This window comes from Pseudomonas anguilliseptica (assembly GCF_900105355.1).
Classification (GTDB): domain Bacteria; phylum Pseudomonadota; class Gammaproteobacteria; order Pseudomonadales; family Pseudomonadaceae; genus Aquipseudomonas; species Aquipseudomonas anguilliseptica.
In genome coordinates this window covers 4,112,016-4,129,015 of record NZ_FNSC01000001.1, presented here as the reverse complement: position 1 = coordinate 4,129,015, position 17,000 = coordinate 4,112,016, and the positions used below count along the sequence as shown (strand labels likewise).

The window sequence follows — 17,000 nt, the reverse complement described above, 5'->3', positions numbered from 1 at the left end:
TCTGGCGCAAGGGTTGCAATAAAGCGGAGCTAAACTGCCATCAGTTGTTTATGTGCTTGCCTGGGCCGCCATCGTGCAGCCTTGCTGCGCTCGATAATAAAAACGGAGTTGTTATGTCCTCTTCAGCCGCGCGTCTGTTCGCCGATCTGTCTGTCGGAAAAAAGCTTATGTGTGGCTTCGGCCTGGTGCTGTTGCTCACAGTTGCCGTTACCGGCAGTGGCTTTCTGGCGGTGCAAGCCGTATTGGACGGGCATACCAGTACCAGTGGCTTATCGGCCATCGATGCGCAGGTGTTGCAGGCACGCCGTGCAGAGCGTGATTTTGCTCTGCGGCAGACCAGCGAGGCAGCCGCCCAGGTGCATGAGCAACTGGACCGGGTCGGCGTGATACTTGTCCAGCAGTTGGCGGCCGCATCCCGTGCCGATCAGGCGCGTCTGAAAAGCATGCAGCAGGCCATTGACGACTATCGCCGGCAGTTCGACAGTTTTGTCGAGCAGCAGAACAATGCCCGCGCGGCGCGCACGCAGATGCGTGAAGCGGCTGGTGAGGCGCGTGATCAGTTCGATGTGATCGAGTTGGACATGTACGACGCGGTGCGTGAACTGCGCTTGGAAGGTGACAAATTGCGCGGCAGTGACCCGCTGACCCTGGCGGAAACCGCTTCGGGCCTGAGCAAACGCATGCTTGACCTGCGCGGCCATGAAAGCCAGTACATCATCGATGGCTCGGCCGAAGCCCTGGAAGAGTGGACCTATATCAACGACGACCTGCAAACCGTGGCGCGCAGCCTGATGGCCTGCTGGACGACGATCAGAAAGGCGCCATTGAAACTGCCCTGAAGGCGCTGACCCTGTATCAGCAGGCCTTCACTAATTACCAGCAGGTGCGTGGACAGAGCCAGCAGAGCGAAGTGGCCATGGTTGAACGTGCCCAGGCCGTGCTGGCGTTGGTGGATGAAGCCAAAGTTCAGCAAGAGCAGGCCATGGCCGCGGACAGCCGCCAGGCCATGCTGTTGCTCGGCGCGATGGGCATTGCTGCGGTGATTATTGGCATGTTGGCGGCGCTGATTATCTCCCGCCTGATTGTCTCGCCCCTGCAGCAGACCGTGGTGTTTGCCCAGCGCATTGCGGCTGGCGACCTGACCCACGACCTGCCGCAGGATCGCCGTGACGAGCCCGGTCAATTGATGGCCGCCATGCAGGTGATGAGCGTGAGTCTGCGCACCCTGGTTGGGCGTATTGGCGGTGGCGTCAGCCAGATTGCCGCCGCCGCCGAGCAGCTTTCGGCGATCACCGCGCAAACCAGCGCGGGCGTGCAGAACCAGAAGATGGAAACCGAACAGACCGCCACCGCCATGCATGAAATGGCCGCAACCGTGCAGGAAGTGGCGCAGAACGCCGAGCAGGCTTCTCTGGCTGCTCGTGCGGCTGATCAGGAAGCGCAGCAGGGTAACCAGGTGGTGCAGCAGGCAGTCAGCCAGATTGGTCACCTGGCCACTGAAGTTGAAGAATCCGCCGAGGCCATCGCCGCGCTGAATCAGGAAAGCGCGCGGATTGGCGGGGTGCTGGAGGTGATTCGCAATGTCGCCGAACAGACCAACCTGCTCGCGCTGAACGCCGCCATCGAAGCTGCACGGGCTGGCGAGCAGGGGCGCGGCTTTGCCGTCGTGGCCGATGAAGTGCGAGCCCTGGCCAAGCGCGCGCAGGATTCCACCGAAGAAATCGAAGGGCTGATCGCCAGTCTGCAACGCCTGGCCAAGGGTGCGGTGGAGAAGATGGGCAGCAGCCGCAGCCTGACTCAGCGCACCGTAACGCTGGCGGGTGAAGCCGGCGCCGCGCTGGGTCGTATTACCCAGGCGGTAAGCACCATCGAGCAGATGAACCAGCAGATTGCCGCCGCCGCCGAAGAGCAGAGCGCAGTGGCGGAAACCATCAGTGAAAGCGTGACGCGGGTGCGTGATATCGGGGAGCAAAGCGCCAGCGCCAGCCAGCAGACCGCAGCATCCAGCGCGGAGCTGGCGCGCCTGGGGGTTGAACTGCAGGGGCTCGTGGCGCAGTTCCGCAGCTAGTCAGAAGTCACGCTCAGGTCTGAAACTGCAGCACTGCGCTCTGCATGCTGCGCGCCACGCGGTCGAGGCTTTGCGCAGCGTCGGCCAGTTCATGCACGGTGCGGCTGTTTTGCTGCGACATCTGCGCGATATGTTCGACCTGCTGCGCCACCTCGCTGCTGGCGCGGCTCTGTTCGTCGATGGTCTGCGATATCTCCTCCACCACCTCGGCCGCACGTTGTGCGCCGCCGCGGATTTCACTGATCGACTCGCCGGCCTGACGCGCCAGGGACACGCCATCGTTCACCCGGGTAACGCCGGTCTGCATGCTATTGACTGCCTGCTCGGTGCTGGTGCGGATGCGTTCGATCATCCCGGTGATTTCCTGGGTCGATTGCGCGGTGCGCGCGGCCAGGTTGCGTACCTCATCGGCCACCACGGCAAAGCCACGGCCGGCCTCACCCGCGCGCGCGGCCTCGATGGCGGCGTTCAGCGCGAGCAGGTTGGTCTGTTCGGCGATGCTTTTGATTACCTGGATAATCGAGTGAATTTCTTCCGATGATTCGCCCAGTACGGTGATGGTGGCGCTGGATTCGTTAACCGCTTCGGCAATCCGGCTCATGCCGTCACCACACCCATGATCACCTGACCGCCGTTGCTGGCCAGGTGTTCGGAATGCGAGGAAATTTCCTGGGCATTGCGTGCGTGGCCGGCGATCTGTTCGATGTTCTGCATCATCTGCTCCATGGCCCCGGCCGTGCTGCTGGCACTCTGCGACTCTTCAGTGGTGCTGCGCACGATGCTCTGCGAGGCGCCATTAAGGCTGCGCGCGGTTTGCTGCAGCTGTTCACCTTCCTGGCGGATGCCGTCGATCATCTGCCGCAGATTGCCCTGGGCAATGTTGCGCGCCACCCCGATGATCTTCTCCAGTGGGCGCAAGACAGCTTTCATCAACTGGGTGGTGAGCAGGCAGAGCAGGCAGCAGACCAGCAAAATGCCACCAATTAGCAACCAGGCGGCCTGTTGCACGGCAGCTTCGCCGTCGCTACGGGTTTTTGCCGAGTGCGCTTCGATCAGGCCGCTAAGGGCTTCGTTCTTTTCTTCCAGATCACCGAAGCTGGCATCGAAGGCGGCCATCTGTTGGCGTGCGGCCTGCGGGTCAGTCAGGGCCAGGTTGACGATGCCCTAGGCCTGCTGGATGTAACTGGCCAGGGCTGGCTGCGACTGGCTGATGGCCTGGCGAATATCCGCGCTGAGCGGCAGTTTGGCGTTGTCGTTGAGGGTGCGGGTAAACCATTCGCTGTGCTCGCGCAGGTCATCGCGCACCTGGGTTACCGCCGCGCTGTCGGCAGGGTCGATATAGAAGGCTGCGAGTACATCGGCGCGTAGGGCGTCATGCATCATGTCGCCTTCCAGGTGGTTGCGCAGGGCGCTGACACTCAGCTGATTTTCGTTAAGGGCGCTGGCCAGGCGCGTTTGCCCCCAGAAACCGATGCTACCCAGCAGGGTGGCTGCCAGTACGCTGATCGCGCCACAGGCGATCATTTTCTGCCGGATATTCATGGCTAGACTCCAACGGAGATAGGTTGGAATTCAGCCTAGACCATGCGCAGCATCGCTGTAGGGCCGGCCCATGAAGGCCGGCAGGCGTGGTTATGGCAAGTCGCTGCTGGCCAGCGGCACTTTACGTAACTCATCAGCCCAGGCCAGAAGCGGTACTTGCACCTCGGGCTGCCATATACGCGCCCACAGCAGCTGCAGGCGCGATACATCACCACGCTCTATTGGCAGGCGCTGGATATCGTCATGCACGTGCCACTCGCCGTCTTTCAGGGTGGCGAAGTCGAAGCGGAAGGGGTGGAAACCGGTCATGCCCAGGCGGATGTCGGTGACGACCAGTTGCTCGCCCAACTGGTCATAGCGCAGCACGCCATTGGTAAACCAGGCCAGCCGCACATGCGCCGGCGAGTCGGCCAGGGCTGCAGCCAGGTGTGTGCCGCGCGGGATGCGCGCGAGCTGCGGCGGTGCATCGTCAAACCAGCTGACCAGCGCCTCGTGGTAATCCTCACCATCGAGCACGATCACCCGCCACAGCAGGCTGTTGAACGGCGTGGTGGTGCTGAAGATTTGCTGAGCTTCGATGCCCTGACGCGCCAGTTCGGCTTCCACGCGCTGCTCGGCCATGTATTTGCCGCCCAGGGTAGAGCCCAGGAACAAGGAGGAAATCAGCAAGGCTAGAGCCGGAGCCCTGGCCGCCTTGTTTTGCAGGCTGTGGTCGCGCAGGCCATAAAGCAGCCCCAGGGCCACGGCGACGCAAAGAGGAATGGTGTAGAGCGGGTCGATGATAAAGATGCTCGACCAGGCGGTAGGTATGGGCGTCAGTGGCCAGAGCAGCTGGGTGCCGTAGCTGGTGAAACTGTCGAGCAGCGGATGGGTAATCAGCACCAGCCACAGGGTGATAAATAACCGCTGTGCTGAATAACCGGGGTTATGCCGGACGCGTCGGGTCAGCCAGGTCAGAAACAGCGCGAGGCCGGTGAGAACAAACAGCGAGTGGCTGAAACCACGGTGATAGGTCATATCGGCCACGGCGTCGCCGTAATCGATGACTACATCCAGATCCGGCAATGTGCCGAGCATGGCGCCGTAAAGCAGTGCCTTGCGTCCTTGCCAGCGGCCGAGCAGTGCGCCTTGAATAGTGGCACCAAGTACCGCTTGGGTTATCGAATCCATGACTGATCTCTGAATTGAACAGGCGGCTAAATTAGCCGAGCTGCCGGCCGTTTGCTGCGAAAAATATCGAAGAAAGATTTCAGCCCATGCACCGCAAAGGCGGGGTTGGCTGAACGTAACAAGGCTCTAGAAGGAGGAAATAATCCGCCCCAGCACGGCCATGGCCTGTTCGCTCTGCGCATCCCAGGGGTGGCCGTAGTTAAGCCGTGCGCAATTGCCGAAGCGCCGGGTGGCCGAGAAGATCGGCCCTGGTGCCAGGCTGATGCCCTGGGCCAGAGCCAGTTGAAACAGGCGCAGGGCATCGATCTGCTCGGGAAACTCGAACCAGAGAAAGTAGCCGCCGCTGGGACGGGTGACCTTGGTGCAGGCCGGGAAATGCCGCGCGGCCGAGGCGAGCATCGATGCCTGCTGCGCCTCCAGGGCGTGGCGCAGCTTGCGCAGGTGGCGGTCGTAGCCGCCGTGCTGCAGGTACTCGGCCAGGGCGGCCTGGGCCGGCACGGAGGGCGAGATGGTGGTCATCAGCTTGAGCCGGCTGATCTGCTCGGCATAGCGCCCGCCGGCCACCCAGCCAACCCGATAACCCGGCGCCAGGCATTTGGAAAACGAGCCGCAGTGCATCACCAGGCCGGCGTGGTCGAAGCTTTTCACCGGTTTTGGCGGTTGGCTGCCGAAGTACAGCTCGGCGTACACGTCATCCTCGATCAGCGGCACCTGATGGCGCTGCAGCAGTTCATACAGTGCACGCTTCTTGTCATCGCTCATGCTCGCGCCGAGTGGGTTCTGCAGGCTGCTCATAAACCAGCAGGCCTTGATCGGCAGGCTGGCCAGACGCTCGCTCAATACACCCAGATCAATACCTTCACGGGGGTTGACCGGGATTTCCACCGCCTTGAGCTTTAACCGCTCCAGCACCTGCAACGTGGCGTAGAAGGCCGGCGCCTCGATGGCCACCAGATCGCCGGGTTGGGTCACCGTTTGTAGACACAGATTGAGAGCTTCCATGGCGCCGCTGGTGAGCACCAGTTCTTCCAGGGGCAACATCACGCCGCTGACCATATAACGCAGGGCAATCTGCCGGCGCAGGTTGGGGTTGCCCTCGGTCATATCGGCGATCACCGCTTGCGGCGGAATATCACGCAGGCTGTGCGTCATAGCGCGGGCCAGGCGCGCCAGAGGAAACAACTGCGGGCTGGGGAAGGCCGAGCCGAATGGCACGGTGCCTGGGTCTTTGAGTGAGGCGAGGACCGAGAACACCAGCTCGCTGACATCCACTTCGGTGGTTTGCGTCGGTTGTTGGCAGGTTTGCGGTTCGGCCAGGGAATGCCGCGCGAGTTCGCGGACGAAGTAGCCAGAGCGCGCGCGGGCCTGGATCAGGCCGCGGTCTTCCAGCAGGTAATAGGCCTGGAACACCGTGGATGGGCTGACCCCATAGGTACGGCTGGCGTGGCGCACCGAGGGCACCTTTTCGCCGGGTGCGAGCATGCCCGTGCGGATCAGTTCGGCAATCTGGTCGGCGAATTTCTCGTAGCGTTTCATCGTGTCCATAGGTGCGGCCTGCAGATGACCGCACTCTACGGGGAGTTGCCTTGCCATGCGACTCTCAGCGCCCGCGCGGCGAGAGAAAAACGCTCTGCGTCTGTGCCTGCTCGCTGCTATCGGCCAGGTTATGGATCGCGAAGCGCACGGGTAGGGTGCTGGCCTCGGCCTGCTCACGTTCCAGCACCACGGTCACCGGGACATCGAGGATTTCTCCGGGGTTGAGCTGCAACTGCTGCGGCGCATCCAGGCGCAGGCCGGGGGTGTCGACCAGCGCCAGAGCATAACGCTGCGGCTGCTGGGTCTTGTTGATCACCTTGAGCAGGTAGGTGTTCTCGATCTGCCCCAGTTGGTTCTCGCGGAACATGCTGCGGTCCTTGGCCGAGTCGATGGACAACATCGAACGCGCGCTCAAGGCCCAGGCAAAGGCGGCAAGCATCAGCACCAGGGCAATGCCGTAGCCAACCAGCCGTGGCCGCAGCCAGTGGGTTTTGCCACCTTGCAGTTCGCGCTCGGAGTGATAGCCGACAAGGCCTCGGGCATAACCCATTTTGTCCATGATCGAATCGCAGGCATCGATACAGGCGCCGCAGCTGATGCAGTCGATCTGCAGGCCATCGCGGATATCGATACCGGTTGGGCAGACCTGCACACACATGTAACAGTCGATGCAATCGCCCAGGCCTTCGGCCTTGTGGTCGCTGTCTTTCCTGCGCGGGCCACGGCCTTCACCGCGCTTGGCGTCGTAGGCCACCAGCAGGGTGTCGTCATCGAACATTGCACTCTGGAAGCGCGAGTAGGGGCACATGTGTACGCAGACCTTCTCGCGCAGCCAGCCGGCGTTAAGGTAGGTGGCGGCCATAAAGAACAGCACCCACACCAGCGTGCCGCCGTCCAGTTGCAGGTGCAGCAGGTCGCTGGCAAGTGTACGGATTGGTGTGAAGTAACCGATAAAGGTCAGCGCCGTGAGCAGACTGACGCCTAGCCAGATCGCGTGTTTGGCGCTGCGCCGCGCCAGCTTGTTCAGTGACCAGGGCGCAGCATCGAGCTTGATGCGTTGATTACGCTCGCCCCCGGTGACTTTTTCCGCCCACATAAACACCCAGGTCCATACGCTCTGCGGGCAGGTATAGCCACACCACACCCGCCCGGCCACCACGGTGATGGTGAACAGGCCAAAGGCGGCAATGATCAGCAGCGCCGAGAGCAGGGTGAAATCCTGCGGCCAGAAGGTCGCGTCGAAGATGTAGTAACGATGCTCGGCCAGGTTCCACAGCACCGCCTGACGACCGTCCCAGTCCAGCCAGGCGGTGCCGAAGAAGATCAGAAACAGCAAGCCCGCGCCGTACAGGCGCAGATTGCGAAAGCGGCCGCTGAAACTGCGGGTATGGATCGGCCCGCCAGCCTGGGAGGGCGTCAGGCGGATAGGCTGGCACGGGTCGATGGTCTCGATGATCTGCGCGGGAATTCGTTCGCTCATTACGGGCCTCGTCGGGCTATATCAGGCGAGGCGAATGATGCGAGCGCAGCTGTTTGGATAACAGACTCAGGTTTTCCAATAAAAAGCGGATCAGATGAAAAATAGGCAAAGACACATGATGGCGTTGCCGACAGCTATCTCACCACAGAAGGTATGCTGATCATCATGGTGCTGGAGTACGTCAGCATTACGCAAGTGCGTGATTATTCAGTCTCCCGCCGCTGCCAACTGTTCCAAAATGCGTGTGTAGTTTTCGACACCTTGCGCGCCGGTCACAAGGTGGCGGCGGTTGAAGATCACGGCTGGGACACCACTGATACCTTGGCTTATCCACGACTGTTCAGTCGCGCGCACTTCGTTGGCGAAGCGTTGGTCTGCAACAACGGCCAGCGCGTCGTCACGATTTAGCCCAATCTCTGCGGCCACATCGGCCAGTACGTTGTTATCCGAGAGATTGCGGCGATGGGTGAAGTGCGCGACGAAAAACGCCTGTTTCAAGTCGTGCATGTGGCCCTGTTGATCGGCCCAATGCAGAAGCTGATGAACATTGAAGGTGTTGTGCATGCGCATGTCGTCGGCAAAACTGAACTCGAAGCCCAGCTCTGCGCCGGCCTGCGTTATGCGTAGACGGTTCTCTTGCGACTGCTCTTTGCTCGCCCCATATTTCTCGGCGAGGTGTTCGCTCAGGTTTTGTCCTTCGGGCACCATGTCGGGGTTTAGCTCAAACGGCTGCCAATGCAGCTCATAGTCGGTGCCGCTGGCTTGCAGGGCCTTTTCCAGCTGCCGGTAACCGACGATGCACCACGGGCAAACCACATCAGAAACGATGTCGATGTGCAGTTTTTTTGAGTTGAGAGTGGTCATGGACGCTTCCCCAGGGAGAATTCAATGCGTCGTAGGATAGCCCGGTGATAGGTTTCTCAGCGACCGCGTCGGGCTGAAAATAACCGATGTGAATTTCCGTGCTGCCGCGTCCTGAAACATTGGCTGCAGCATCTGCTCTGTATTTTTCCGCTTAATCTGCCGCTGTTTCGGTATCAGAGCCACGGGCATAGTGCGGCCATCGACAATAGCCGAGGCCGCCGATGTACCAATACGATGAATACGACCACGCGCTGGTGCATGAGCGTGTTGCGCAGTTTCGCGATCAGGTTGAGCGCCGTATCAGTGGCGAGCTGAGCGAGGAAGAGTTTCTACCACTGCGCCTGCAGAACGGTCTGTACCTGCAGAAGCATGCCTACATGCTGCGGGTGGCGATCCCCTACGGGACGTTGGCGGCACGGCAGATGCGTGCATTGGCAAATATCGCGCAGCATTACGACCGGGGTTATGGGCACTTCACTACCCGGCAGAACATCCAGTTCAACTGGATCGAGCTTGAGCAGGTGCCGGATATTCTCGAGCACCTGGCAGAGGTGGAGATGCATGCGATCCAGACCTCCGGTAACTGTGTACGCAACATCACCACTGAAGCCTTCGCCGGGGTCGCTGCCGATGAGCTGCTCGACCCGCGTCCGTTGGCAGAAATCTTGCGTCAGTGGTCGACTATCAATCCAGAATTCCTCTACCTGCCGCGTAAATTCAAGATCGCCTTGTGCGCGGCAGAGCAAGACCGCGCGGCGGTGATGATGCATGACATCGGCCTGTACCTGTACCGCGATGAGGTGGGAAAGTTGTTGTTGCGAGTAATGGTGGGCGGCGGCTTGGGGCGTACGCCAATCCTCAGTCAGCAGATTCGCGAGGCGTTGCCCTGGCGGCATCTGCTGTCCTATGTCGAGGCGGTGCTGCGTGTGTACAACCGCCATGGCCGCCGCGACAACAAGTACAAGGCGCGCATCAAGATCCTGGTCAAAGCCCTGGGGATCGAGGCGTTCGCACGCGAGGTTGAGGCTGAGTGGCAGCACATCAAAGATGGCCCGGCCGAATTGACCCAGGAAGAGTATCAACGGGTGGCCGATGCCTTCGTCGCGCCGGCCTATGAGCAATTACCTGAGGTTGACCTGGGCTTCGGTACTGCCATGGCGCAGAACGCTGAGTTTGCCCGTTGGGTGTCGCGCAATACCCTGGCGCACAAGGTGCCGGGTTATACCGCCGTGGTGTTGTCGACTAAACCGGGCATCAGCGCGCCGCCCGGTGATGTGACCGCGCAGCAGATGGACGTGCTTGCCGATTTGGCTGAGCGCTTTGGCTTCGCCGAGTTGCGCATTGCCCATGAGCAGAACGTTGTGCTGCCCGACATCCGTAAGACGGATTTGTATGCCTTGTGGCAAGCGGCGGGAGAGGCTGGCCTAGCAACGCCAAGTCGATCCCGATTGCCCAGGCGATTCAGCAGCGTTTTGATGATCTCGATTACCTGCATGACCTGGGCGATATCAGCCTGAATATCTCCGGCTGCATGAATGCCTGCGGTCATCACCACATTGGCAACATCGGTATTCTCGGTGTCGATAAAAACGGCAGCGAGTGGTACCAGGTAACCATCGGTGGCTCGCAAGGCAAGAGCAGTTCGCTGGGTAAGGTGATTGGTCCGGCGTTCAGTGCCGAGCAGATCCCCCGACGTGATCGATGGGTTGCTAGGGAAACTCTGAAGAAGACTTCCTGATTTTGGCAAAATACCCGGATTCCACCCGTCGAGTTTTCCGATGAAGCAGATGACCTTCGCCGACGCCGAGTACGCAGGCAAGCGCAAGCAGACCCGCAAAGAGTTGTTCCTGATCGAGATGGATCGAGTAGTGCCGTGGGAAGGATTGGTCACCCTGATCGATCCGCACTACCCGAAGGGCGAAGGTGGCAGGCCCGCCTATGCGCTGATGGCGATGCTGCGTGTGCATCTGATGCAAAACTGGTTCGGTTACAGCGATCCGGCGATGGAGGAAACGCTGTACGAGACCACCATCCTGCGCCAGTTCGCCGGCTTAAGCCTGGAGCGCATTCCCGATGAAACCACCATCCTCAACTTCCGTCGCTTGCTGGAGAAACACGAGCTGGCTGCAGGCATCTTGGCCGTGATTAACGGCTACCTGGGCGACCGTGGTCTGTCACTGCGCCAGGGCACCATCGTCGATGCCACGTTGATCAATGCGCCGAGTTCGACCAAGAACAAGGACCGTAAGCGCGATCCGGAAATGCACCAAACAAAGAAGGGCAACCAGTACTACTTCGGCATGAAGGCGCACATCGGCGTGGATGACGAGTCGGGTCTGGTGCACAGCGTAGTAGGCACGGCAGCCAACGTGGCGGATGTCACCCAGGTAGACAAACTGCTGCACGGCGACGAAAACGTGGTGTGTACTGACGCAGGTTACACCGGTGTCGAAAAGCGTCCGGAGCATGAAGGTCGGAAGGTAATCTGGCAGGTGGCGGCACGCCGCAGCACCTACAGGAAGCTCGATAAGCGCAGCGGGTTATACAAAGCCAAGCGCAAGATCGAGAAGGCCAAAGCCCAAGTGCGCGCCAAGGTCGAGCATCCGTTTCGCGTGATCAAGCGCCAGTTCGGTTATGTGAAGACGCGCTTCCGTGGCCTGGCCAAAAACACCGCACAACTGGTAACGCTGTTCGCCCTGTCGAACCTGTGGATGGCCCGTCGACATTTGCTGACGAATGCAGGAGAGGTGCGCCTGTAATGTGGGAAATGACCGCTGCGAGGTGCTCGCGGCGGCCAGAAACACCGAAATGAGCGGATGACTTGATCGTTTTTGATCAGTTTTCCGCTTTCAAAATCAGCGGAGGCTGAAGTTGACCGGAAATACAGGGCTACTTCAGACCATCCCTACGCACCTTCACCGATTACCGTGAAGCCGAGGAGTGCTTTGTCGATACCGTGCAGCGAATCGGCCTGGAGCCGTTCAAGGAACAGGTCTATCGCAAGCAGCAGGTGAGCGCATGAACAATTTGATCAGGCTGATTGATGGTGTGCCGAGCATCGTCGAGAACGACCCTTGGTGCTTATTGGCTGACAACCTTGCGGCTCATTCGGCCACGCCGCTGATCTTGCCGCTGAGTACTTGGTTTGAACGGCAGGACGAGAGCGTTTTACGGGGTGAGCGTTTCAGTCTAGAGGGCGTTTGCCTCGCGCCGGATGATGACGTGGAGAGCCTGCAAACTCATCTGCCGATCGTGCCGTTGATCGCTATCGACTTCCCCAGCTTTCGTGACGGCCGTGGCTACAGTCAGGCTTATTTGTTGCGTACGCGACTGAGCTGGCAGGGTGAATTGCGCGCGGTAGGCGATGTACTGCGAGACCAGCTCAGTCATATGCGCCAATGCGGTTTCGATGCGTTTGCCGTGCGTAAGGACAAGTCGGTCGAAGAGGCGCTTAAAGGCTTGGCGGGCATGAGTGTGTTGTACGGTCGCTCAGCGATAGAGCCGCGCCCTTTGTTTCGTCGGCGAGCTGAAGGCAGCCAAGGATGATGCTCAAAGGCCTTACCTGGCTGGTCCTCCTGCAAATATCCGGCAGTCTTGTCTGTGAGCTGTTGCTACCCGCGCTGCCGGGTAGCGTGATTGGCCTACTGCTGTTGTTTGCCTATCTGCTGCTGCGCGGGCAGGTCAGTGAGCCGCTGAGCCAGGCAAGCAGCACCCTGTTGCAGTACCTGCCGTTGCTGTTTGTCGTGCCCGCTGCGGGAATCATGCTGGCCAGCGATGCACTGCTTGCTGACCTGCCGGCCATTCTCACTGCGTTGTGTCTGTCGTTACTGGTCACGTTGCCGTTGTGCGGCTGGATGATGCAGTGCCTGGCCGTCCCCTTGTACAACAACATCAAACGCATCCGCCTGCTGGCCTGGCCGGTGCCGCTGACTGTACTGGTCGGCGGCTCGTTGACGGTTACGCTGACGCTGCTGATTGCCCATGCAATGGGTGCACAACTTCCAGTACTGGCGAGCCTATCGGGTAAGTCGGTGACCATGCCCTTTGCCATGCTGGCGGCGGAGCAACTCGGCGGCCTTGCTTCCCTGGCAGCGGTGTAATTGGTACGGCATTGGGGCCTTGGTTGCTGGGCGTGTTCAAGGTCACTCACCCGGCGGCGCGTGGGTTGAGCTACGGCATCAATGCTCACGCAATTGGCACCGCACGGGCGCTGGAGGAAGGCTCCGAGTGTGGTGCCTTTGCCGCTCTAGGCATGAGCCTGCTCGGTGTAATCAGCGCCGTACTCTTGCCATTGCTGGCCGGCTGGGCGCTCGCCGGCTTGTGACATACAGTTTAAGGTTTGGCGGAGTTGTGCGCCTGTCAGCCTTGCAAGGTACTTAGCTGGGCAGCGACCAAGCTCAATACAGCTACCGCGCCAAGGGCAAGTTGATCCGGCTCATCGCTGGCTTCGAAGTCTTGTTCTTGGTGTTTGTGGAAAGACTTTTAGCGATTTGCTTGTTTATATGCAGACGGGCGATGACTGTTTTGGCCGTTTCCAGCTGCTTTCCACTGGCTGTGATGGGGCGACGACTGCCGGTCGAGACCGGAGCCGGCCAGAGGCATCCCCCATCGAGTGGTTACGAAACCTGGTGCAACTCCAGCTAAGGAAACTCTGAATAAGTCTTCCTGATTTTGGCAAAATGCCCGGACGCCACCCACCGAGTTTTCCGATGAAGCAGATGACCTTCGCCGATGCCGAGTACGCCGGCAAGCGCAAGCAGACCCGCAAAGAGTTGTTCCTGATCGAGATGGATCGGGTGGTGCCGTGGAAGGGCTTGATTGCCCTGATCGATCCACATTACCCCAAGGGTGAAGGCGGTCGCCCGGCGTACCCGTTGATGGCGATGCTGCGTGTTCATCTGATGCAAAACTGGCTCGGTTACAGCGATCCTGCGATGGAAGAGGCGCTGTACGAAACGACCATTCTGCGGCAGTTCGCCGGGTTGAGCCTGGAGCGTATCCCTGACGAAACCACCATCCTCAACTTCCGTCGCGTACTGGAAAAAAACGAACTGGCGGCTGGCATCTTGGCTGTGATCAACGGCTACCTGGGGGATCGCGGCCTGTCCCTGCGCCAGGGCACCATCGTCGATGCGACGTTGATCAATGCGCCCAGCTCGACCAAAAACAAAGACGGTAAACGCGACCCGGAGATGCACCAGACCAAGAAGGGCAACCAGTACTACTTCGGCATGAAGGCCCACATCGGTGTGGATGACAAGTCTGGACTGGTGCACAGCGTGGTGGGCACGGCGGCCAACGTGGCGGACGTCACCCAGGTGGATAAGCTGCTGCATGGCGACGAGAACGTGGTTTGTACCGACGCAGGTTACACCGGTGTGGAAAAGCGTCCGGAGCATGAGGGTCGGAAGGTTATCTGGCAGGTGGCGGCACGCCGCAGCACCTACAAGAAACTCGATAAGCGCAGCGCGCTATACAAAGCCAAGCGCAAGATCGAGAAGGCCAAAGCCCAGGTGCGCGCCAAGGTCGAGCACCCGTTTCGGGTGATCAAGCGGCAGTTCGGCTATGTGAAGACGCGCTTCCGCGGCCTGGCCAAGAACACGGCGCAGTTGGTCACGCTGTTTGCGCTGTCGAACCTGTGGATGGCACGCAGACATTTACTGGCAACTGCAGGAGAGGTGCGCCCGTAATATGGGCAATAGCCGCCGCGAGGTGCTCGCGGCGGCTAAAAACACAAAAATAAGCGGATGATATGATCGTTTTTGATCGATTTTCCGCTTTCAAAATCAGCGGAGGCTGAAGTCGGCCTGAAACGCATGGCTACTTCAGAGGATCCCTAGGGTCGCATCCCAGCCTGTGCGGCTGCGACCGAGCACGGGGGTCTGGAATGGGTAATGGCTTTGCAAACCATTGAGCAGAATATTCGACGCCGGGTTATCGAACAGTTCGTTGAGAATGACAGCATCCTGGCCCTGGATATACGCCGCCTCCGCGATCAGCGCCGCGCGCTGTTGCTGGCCCCAACCCGGTTTTATCGTGCTGGGCAGCAGGAACACGTTATGCGCTAGCAGTTTGAACTGCTCATCCGGGTTTGCCTGGGCAAAGGTCGGGGCGGATAGGGCAAACGTACTGAAACACAGCAGTGGCAACAGGCAGCGATGCATGGGGTGGCCTCCGGGTAGGGGAATGGCCAGTCTTCCAGTCACCGTTAACTGCGAAAATGATCGAAAGGTGGGTGGGCTAGACCAGCACCAGCGCAGTCTGCATTGAGCGGGTTACAGCGGCATGACGCGGCTGTTACGAATCCGCTGCTGGCGGGTCGAGCAGCAGGGCCAGCTTGAGGCCTTTGGGCAGTTTGGCCACCACCAACTGATGGGAGCGCGTCAGCAGCTCGCGCAGTTCGGTATCGCTGAGCGGGTAAGGTGCGGCCATGCTGATCCAGTGCGCGCGGGCCAGATAAGGCGCGGGGCGGATGCCCGGGCGGTCGCAGTAGCCGAGGAATAGATCTGCATCAACCTTGAAGGCCAAGCCGTCATGGCTGCCCAGGTGGAAGAGGGCGAACATCTTGCTCTCGGCCACCGAGAACACCCTTACGCCGCCCCATTTGATGTCCTCACGGGCACCCGGCAGATTCAGGCAGAAAGCAGCAACATGTTCGGGCGTCATAACAGATCACTCGCGGTAGAAAACCTGCACCAGATGATAGCCAAACTGGCTTTTCACTGGGCCGTGGACTTCACGTACCGGCTTTTTGAAGATCACCTGATCGATGGCGCGCACCATCTGCCCGGGGCGCACCTCACCCAGATCGCCGCCTTTCTTGCCAGAGGGGCAGGTTGAGTACTTGCGCGCCAGCACGTCAAACGCCTCGCCGGCGGCAATACGTTTTTTCAGTGCGGCGGCTTCTGCTTCGGTTTTCACCAGAATATGGCGGGCCATTGCCTTCGGCGTGACGGGCTCCTCGGATTTGGATGAGCGTATTGTGCCAGCATTCTCAGCCGCTTAGCGCTTGAGCCGGGCTCGCGCCGAGTTTCTCGAGGGCGAAGCGTAATCTTGGCCTAACGTAATAAATCCAACCTGCGGGAAATCTCGTTATGGACCTCAATGCCATGCTGAAAATCCTGTCCAGCCAGGACGGGTCCGACCTTTATCTTTCCACCGGGGCGCCGCCCTGTGCCAAGTTCAATGGCGTGCTCAAGGCGCTTAGCGCCGAGCCGCTAAAGGCCGGCGAGGTGGCGGCTATTGCCGACTCGGTGATGGATAGTGCGCAGCGCGATGAGTTTGAACGTGAGCTGGAAATGAACCTGGCCATCTCGATTGCCAGCGTCGGGCGTTTTCGCATCAATATCTTCAAGCAGCGCAACGAAGTGTCGATAGTCGCGCGCAATATCAAGATGGACATTCCCAAGTTCGAAGACCTCAAATTGCCGGAAGTGCTACTTAAAACCGTGATGGAGAAACGCGGTCTGGTGTTGTTTGTCGGTGGTACCGGTTCGGGCAAATCGACCTCCCTGGCGGCGCTGATCGACTACCGCAACCGCAACAGCGGTGGCCATATCATCACCATTGAGGACCCGGTGGAGTACGTGCATAAGCACAAGAAGTCGATCATCAATCAGCGTGAGGTGGGGGTGGATACCCGCAGCTTCCATGCCGCACTGAAGAACACCTTGCGTCAGGCGCCGGACGTAATCCTGATCGGCGAGATCCGTGACCGCGAGACCATGGAGCATGCCCTGGCCTTTGCCGACACCGGCCACTTGGCGATCTCCACGCTACACGCGAACAACGCCAACCAGGCGCTGGACCGCATCATCAACTTCTTCCCGGATGACCGCCGTCCGCAGCTGCTCAATGACCTGGGTAACAACCTCAAGGCATTTGTCTCACAGCGGCTGGTCAAGACCATCGACGGCAAGCGCCGGGCAGCGGTGGAAGTGCTGCTCGGCACGCCGACCATCCGTGACCTGATCAAGCGCAACGAGTTTTCCGAGATCAAGGAGATCATGGAAAAGTCGAAAAATCTCGGCATGCAGACCTTCGATCAGGCGCTGATCGACCTGGTCAACGATGGCTCGATTGATGAAGAAGAAGCAGTTAAAAACGCCGATTCGGCGAACAACGTGCGCCTCAAGCTCAAACTCTACCGCGACAATCCAGGAGCCTCCGTGCCGGCCGCAGCCCCCGCGCCAGTGGCCGCAGCTCCGACTCCTGCTGCACCTGCGGCACCGGCCGCGTCGGCGGGTGAGTGGGGGCTGGAATTGAAGCTGGAAGATATTGAAGAAGAGCAACTGCCCGAGGACCCCGGGCGCAAAGGTATCTGAAATCCGATGGCGACTG

Annotated in this window: 13 protein-coding genes and 4 pseudogenes; 7 read left to right on the top strand and 10 right to left on the bottom strand. The window is 60.0% G+C overall.

Annotation, left to right across the window (positions count from 1 at the left end; genetic code table 11):
- The first annotated feature begins 113 nt into the window (after positions 1-113).
- Positions 114-2,068: pseudogene (locus BLW24_RS20225) on the top strand (methyl-accepting chemotaxis protein).
- A 13-nt stretch (positions 2,069-2,081) separates the two neighbouring features.
- On the opposite strand, the pseudogene BLW24_RS27240 reads toward BLW24_RS20225, so the two are convergent.
- The 7 genes and pseudogenes from BLW24_RS27240 to BLW24_RS20200 all read right to left on the bottom strand — a co-directional run.
- Positions 2,082-2,612, bottom strand: a pseudogene (locus BLW24_RS27240) (methyl-accepting chemotaxis protein); the annotation flags it as partial.
- A 53-nt stretch (positions 2,613-2,665) separates the two neighbouring features.
- Positions 2,666-3,184, bottom strand: a complete 519-nt coding sequence (locus tag BLW24_RS27235; protein WP_208600202.1) for a methyl-accepting chemotaxis protein — start codon at positions 3,182-3,184, stop codon at positions 2,666-2,668.
- A gap of 48 nt (positions 3,185-3,232) precedes the next feature.
- A complete protein-coding gene (locus BLW24_RS27230) occupies positions 3,233-3,610 on the bottom strand; it encodes an MCP four helix bundle domain-containing protein (RefSeq protein WP_208600201.1) in 378 nt (125 codons plus the stop codon).
- A gap of 90 nt (positions 3,611-3,700) precedes the next feature.
- Positions 3,701-4,780, bottom strand: a complete 1,080-nt coding sequence (locus BLW24_RS20215; RefSeq protein ID WP_090386372.1) for a metal-dependent hydrolase — start codon at positions 4,778-4,780, stop codon at positions 3,701-3,703.
- A gap of 126 nt (positions 4,781-4,906) precedes the next feature.
- Complete coding sequence (gene mapR, locus BLW24_RS20210) at positions 4,907-6,316, bottom strand: GntR family transcriptional regulator MpaR (protein ID WP_090387811.1); 1,410 nt, start codon at positions 6,314-6,316, stop codon at positions 4,907-4,909.
- Between the two features lie 64 nt (positions 6,317-6,380).
- Positions 6,381-7,796 (bottom strand): cytochrome c oxidase accessory protein CcoG, encoded by a 1,416-nt coding sequence (ccoG, locus tag BLW24_RS20205; protein WP_090386370.1) that lies wholly within the window; start codon positions 7,794-7,796, stop codon positions 6,381-6,383.
- A 207-nt stretch (positions 7,797-8,003) separates the two neighbouring features.
- Positions 8,004-8,660, bottom strand: coding sequence for a DsbA family oxidoreductase (locus BLW24_RS20200; RefSeq protein WP_090386367.1), 657 nt, complete (start codon positions 8,658-8,660; stop codon positions 8,004-8,006).
- 221 nt (positions 8,661-8,881) lie between these two features.
- Here BLW24_RS20200 and BLW24_RS20195 point away from each other — a divergent pair.
- From BLW24_RS20195 to BLW24_RS20175, 5 genes and pseudogenes are all read left to right on the top strand, one after another.
- Positions 8,882-10,350 (top strand): annotated as a pseudogene (locus BLW24_RS20195) (nitrite/sulfite reductase); the annotation flags it as partial.
- Positions 10,351-10,438: 88 nt separating this feature from the next.
- Positions 10,439-11,419, top strand: coding sequence for an IS5 family transposase (locus BLW24_RS20190; protein ID WP_090375570.1), 981 nt, complete (start codon positions 10,439-10,441; stop codon positions 11,417-11,419).
- 259 nt (positions 11,420-11,678) lie between these two features.
- Positions 11,679-12,206: a DUF934 domain-containing protein gene (locus BLW24_RS20185; protein WP_090386365.1), complete on the top strand. Its 528-nt coding sequence runs from the start codon at positions 11,679-11,681 to the stop codon at positions 12,204-12,206.
- Positions 12,203-12,984, top strand: a pseudogene (locus BLW24_RS27225) (LrgB family protein). The gene BLW24_RS20185 and the pseudogene BLW24_RS27225 overlap by 4 nt, the downstream one beginning before the upstream one ends.
- A 385-nt stretch (positions 12,985-13,369) precedes the next feature.
- The gene (locus BLW24_RS20175; RefSeq protein ID WP_090375222.1) at positions 13,370-14,350 is read left to right on the top strand and encodes an IS5 family transposase; all 981 of its coding nucleotides are present in this window, start codon (positions 13,370-13,372) and stop codon (positions 14,348-14,350) included.
- 135 nt (positions 14,351-14,485) lie between these two features.
- Here the strand turns inward: BLW24_RS20175 and BLW24_RS20170 are convergent, their stop codons facing one another.
- The 3 genes from BLW24_RS20170 to BLW24_RS20160 form a co-directional block, all read right to left on the bottom strand.
- A complete protein-coding gene (locus tag BLW24_RS20170) occupies positions 14,486-14,824 on the bottom strand; it encodes an exonuclease/endonuclease/phosphatase family protein (protein WP_090386362.1) in 339 nt (112 codons plus the stop codon).
- Between the two features lie 133 nt (positions 14,825-14,957).
- On the bottom strand, positions 14,958-15,326 hold the full coding sequence (locus tag BLW24_RS20165) for an MmcQ/YjbR family DNA-binding protein (RefSeq protein WP_090386360.1): 369 nt from the start codon (positions 15,324-15,326) through the stop codon (positions 14,958-14,960).
- Positions 15,327-15,332: 6 nt separating this feature from the next.
- A complete protein-coding gene (locus BLW24_RS20160) occupies positions 15,333-15,599 on the bottom strand; it encodes a peptidylprolyl isomerase (protein ID WP_090386359.1) in 267 nt (88 codons plus the stop codon).
- A gap of 155 nt (positions 15,600-15,754) precedes the next feature.
- Here BLW24_RS20160 and BLW24_RS20155 point away from each other — a divergent pair, with 155 nt between their 5' ends.
- On the top strand, positions 15,755-16,984 hold the full coding sequence (locus BLW24_RS20155; protein WP_208600200.1) for a PilT/PilU family type 4a pilus ATPase: 1,230 nt from the start codon (positions 15,755-15,757) through the stop codon (positions 16,982-16,984).
- Positions 16,985-17,000 lie beyond the last annotated feature (16 nt).

Coding starts and splice junctions, on each gene's coding strand:
- BLW24_RS27235 (WP_208600202.1), bottom strand. CDS start 3,184: ATGGCCGCCTTCGATGCCAGCTTCGGTGATCTGGAAGAAAAGAACGAA.
- BLW24_RS27230 (WP_208600201.1), bottom strand. CDS start 3,610: ATGAATATCCGGCAGAAAATGATCGCCTGTGGCGCGATCAGCGTACTG.
- BLW24_RS20215 (WP_090386372.1), bottom strand. CDS start 4,780: ATGGATTCGATAACCCAAGCGGTACTTGGTGCCACTATTCAAGGCGCA.
- mapR (WP_090387811.1), bottom strand. CDS start 6,316: ATGAAACGCTACGAGAAATTCGCCGACCAGATTGCCGAACTGATCCGC.
- ccoG (WP_090386370.1), bottom strand. CDS start 7,796: ATGAGCGAACGAATTCCCGCGCAGATCATCGAGACCATCGACCCGTGC.
- BLW24_RS20200 (WP_090386367.1), bottom strand. CDS start 8,660: ATGACCACTCTCAACTCAAAAAAACTGCACATCGACATCGTTTCTGAT.
- BLW24_RS20190 (WP_090375570.1), top strand. CDS start 10,439: ATGAAGCAGATGACCTTCGCCGACGCCGAGTACGCAGGCAAGCGCAAG.
- BLW24_RS20185 (WP_090386365.1), top strand. CDS start 11,679: ATGAACAATTTGATCAGGCTGATTGATGGTGTGCCGAGCATCGTCGAG.
- BLW24_RS20175 (WP_090375222.1), top strand. CDS start 13,370: ATGAAGCAGATGACCTTCGCCGATGCCGAGTACGCCGGCAAGCGCAAG.
- BLW24_RS20170 (WP_090386362.1), bottom strand. CDS start 14,824: ATGCATCGCTGCCTGTTGCCACTGCTGTGTTTCAGTACGTTTGCCCTA.
- BLW24_RS20165 (WP_090386360.1), bottom strand. CDS start 15,326: ATGACGCCCGAACATGTTGCTGCTTTCTGCCTGAATCTGCCGGGTGCC.
- BLW24_RS20160 (WP_090386359.1), bottom strand. CDS start 15,599: ATGGCCCGCCATATTCTGGTGAAAACCGAAGCAGAAGCCGCCGCACTG.
- BLW24_RS20155 (WP_208600200.1), top strand. CDS start 15,755: ATGGACCTCAATGCCATGCTGAAAATCCTGTCCAGCCAGGACGGGTCC.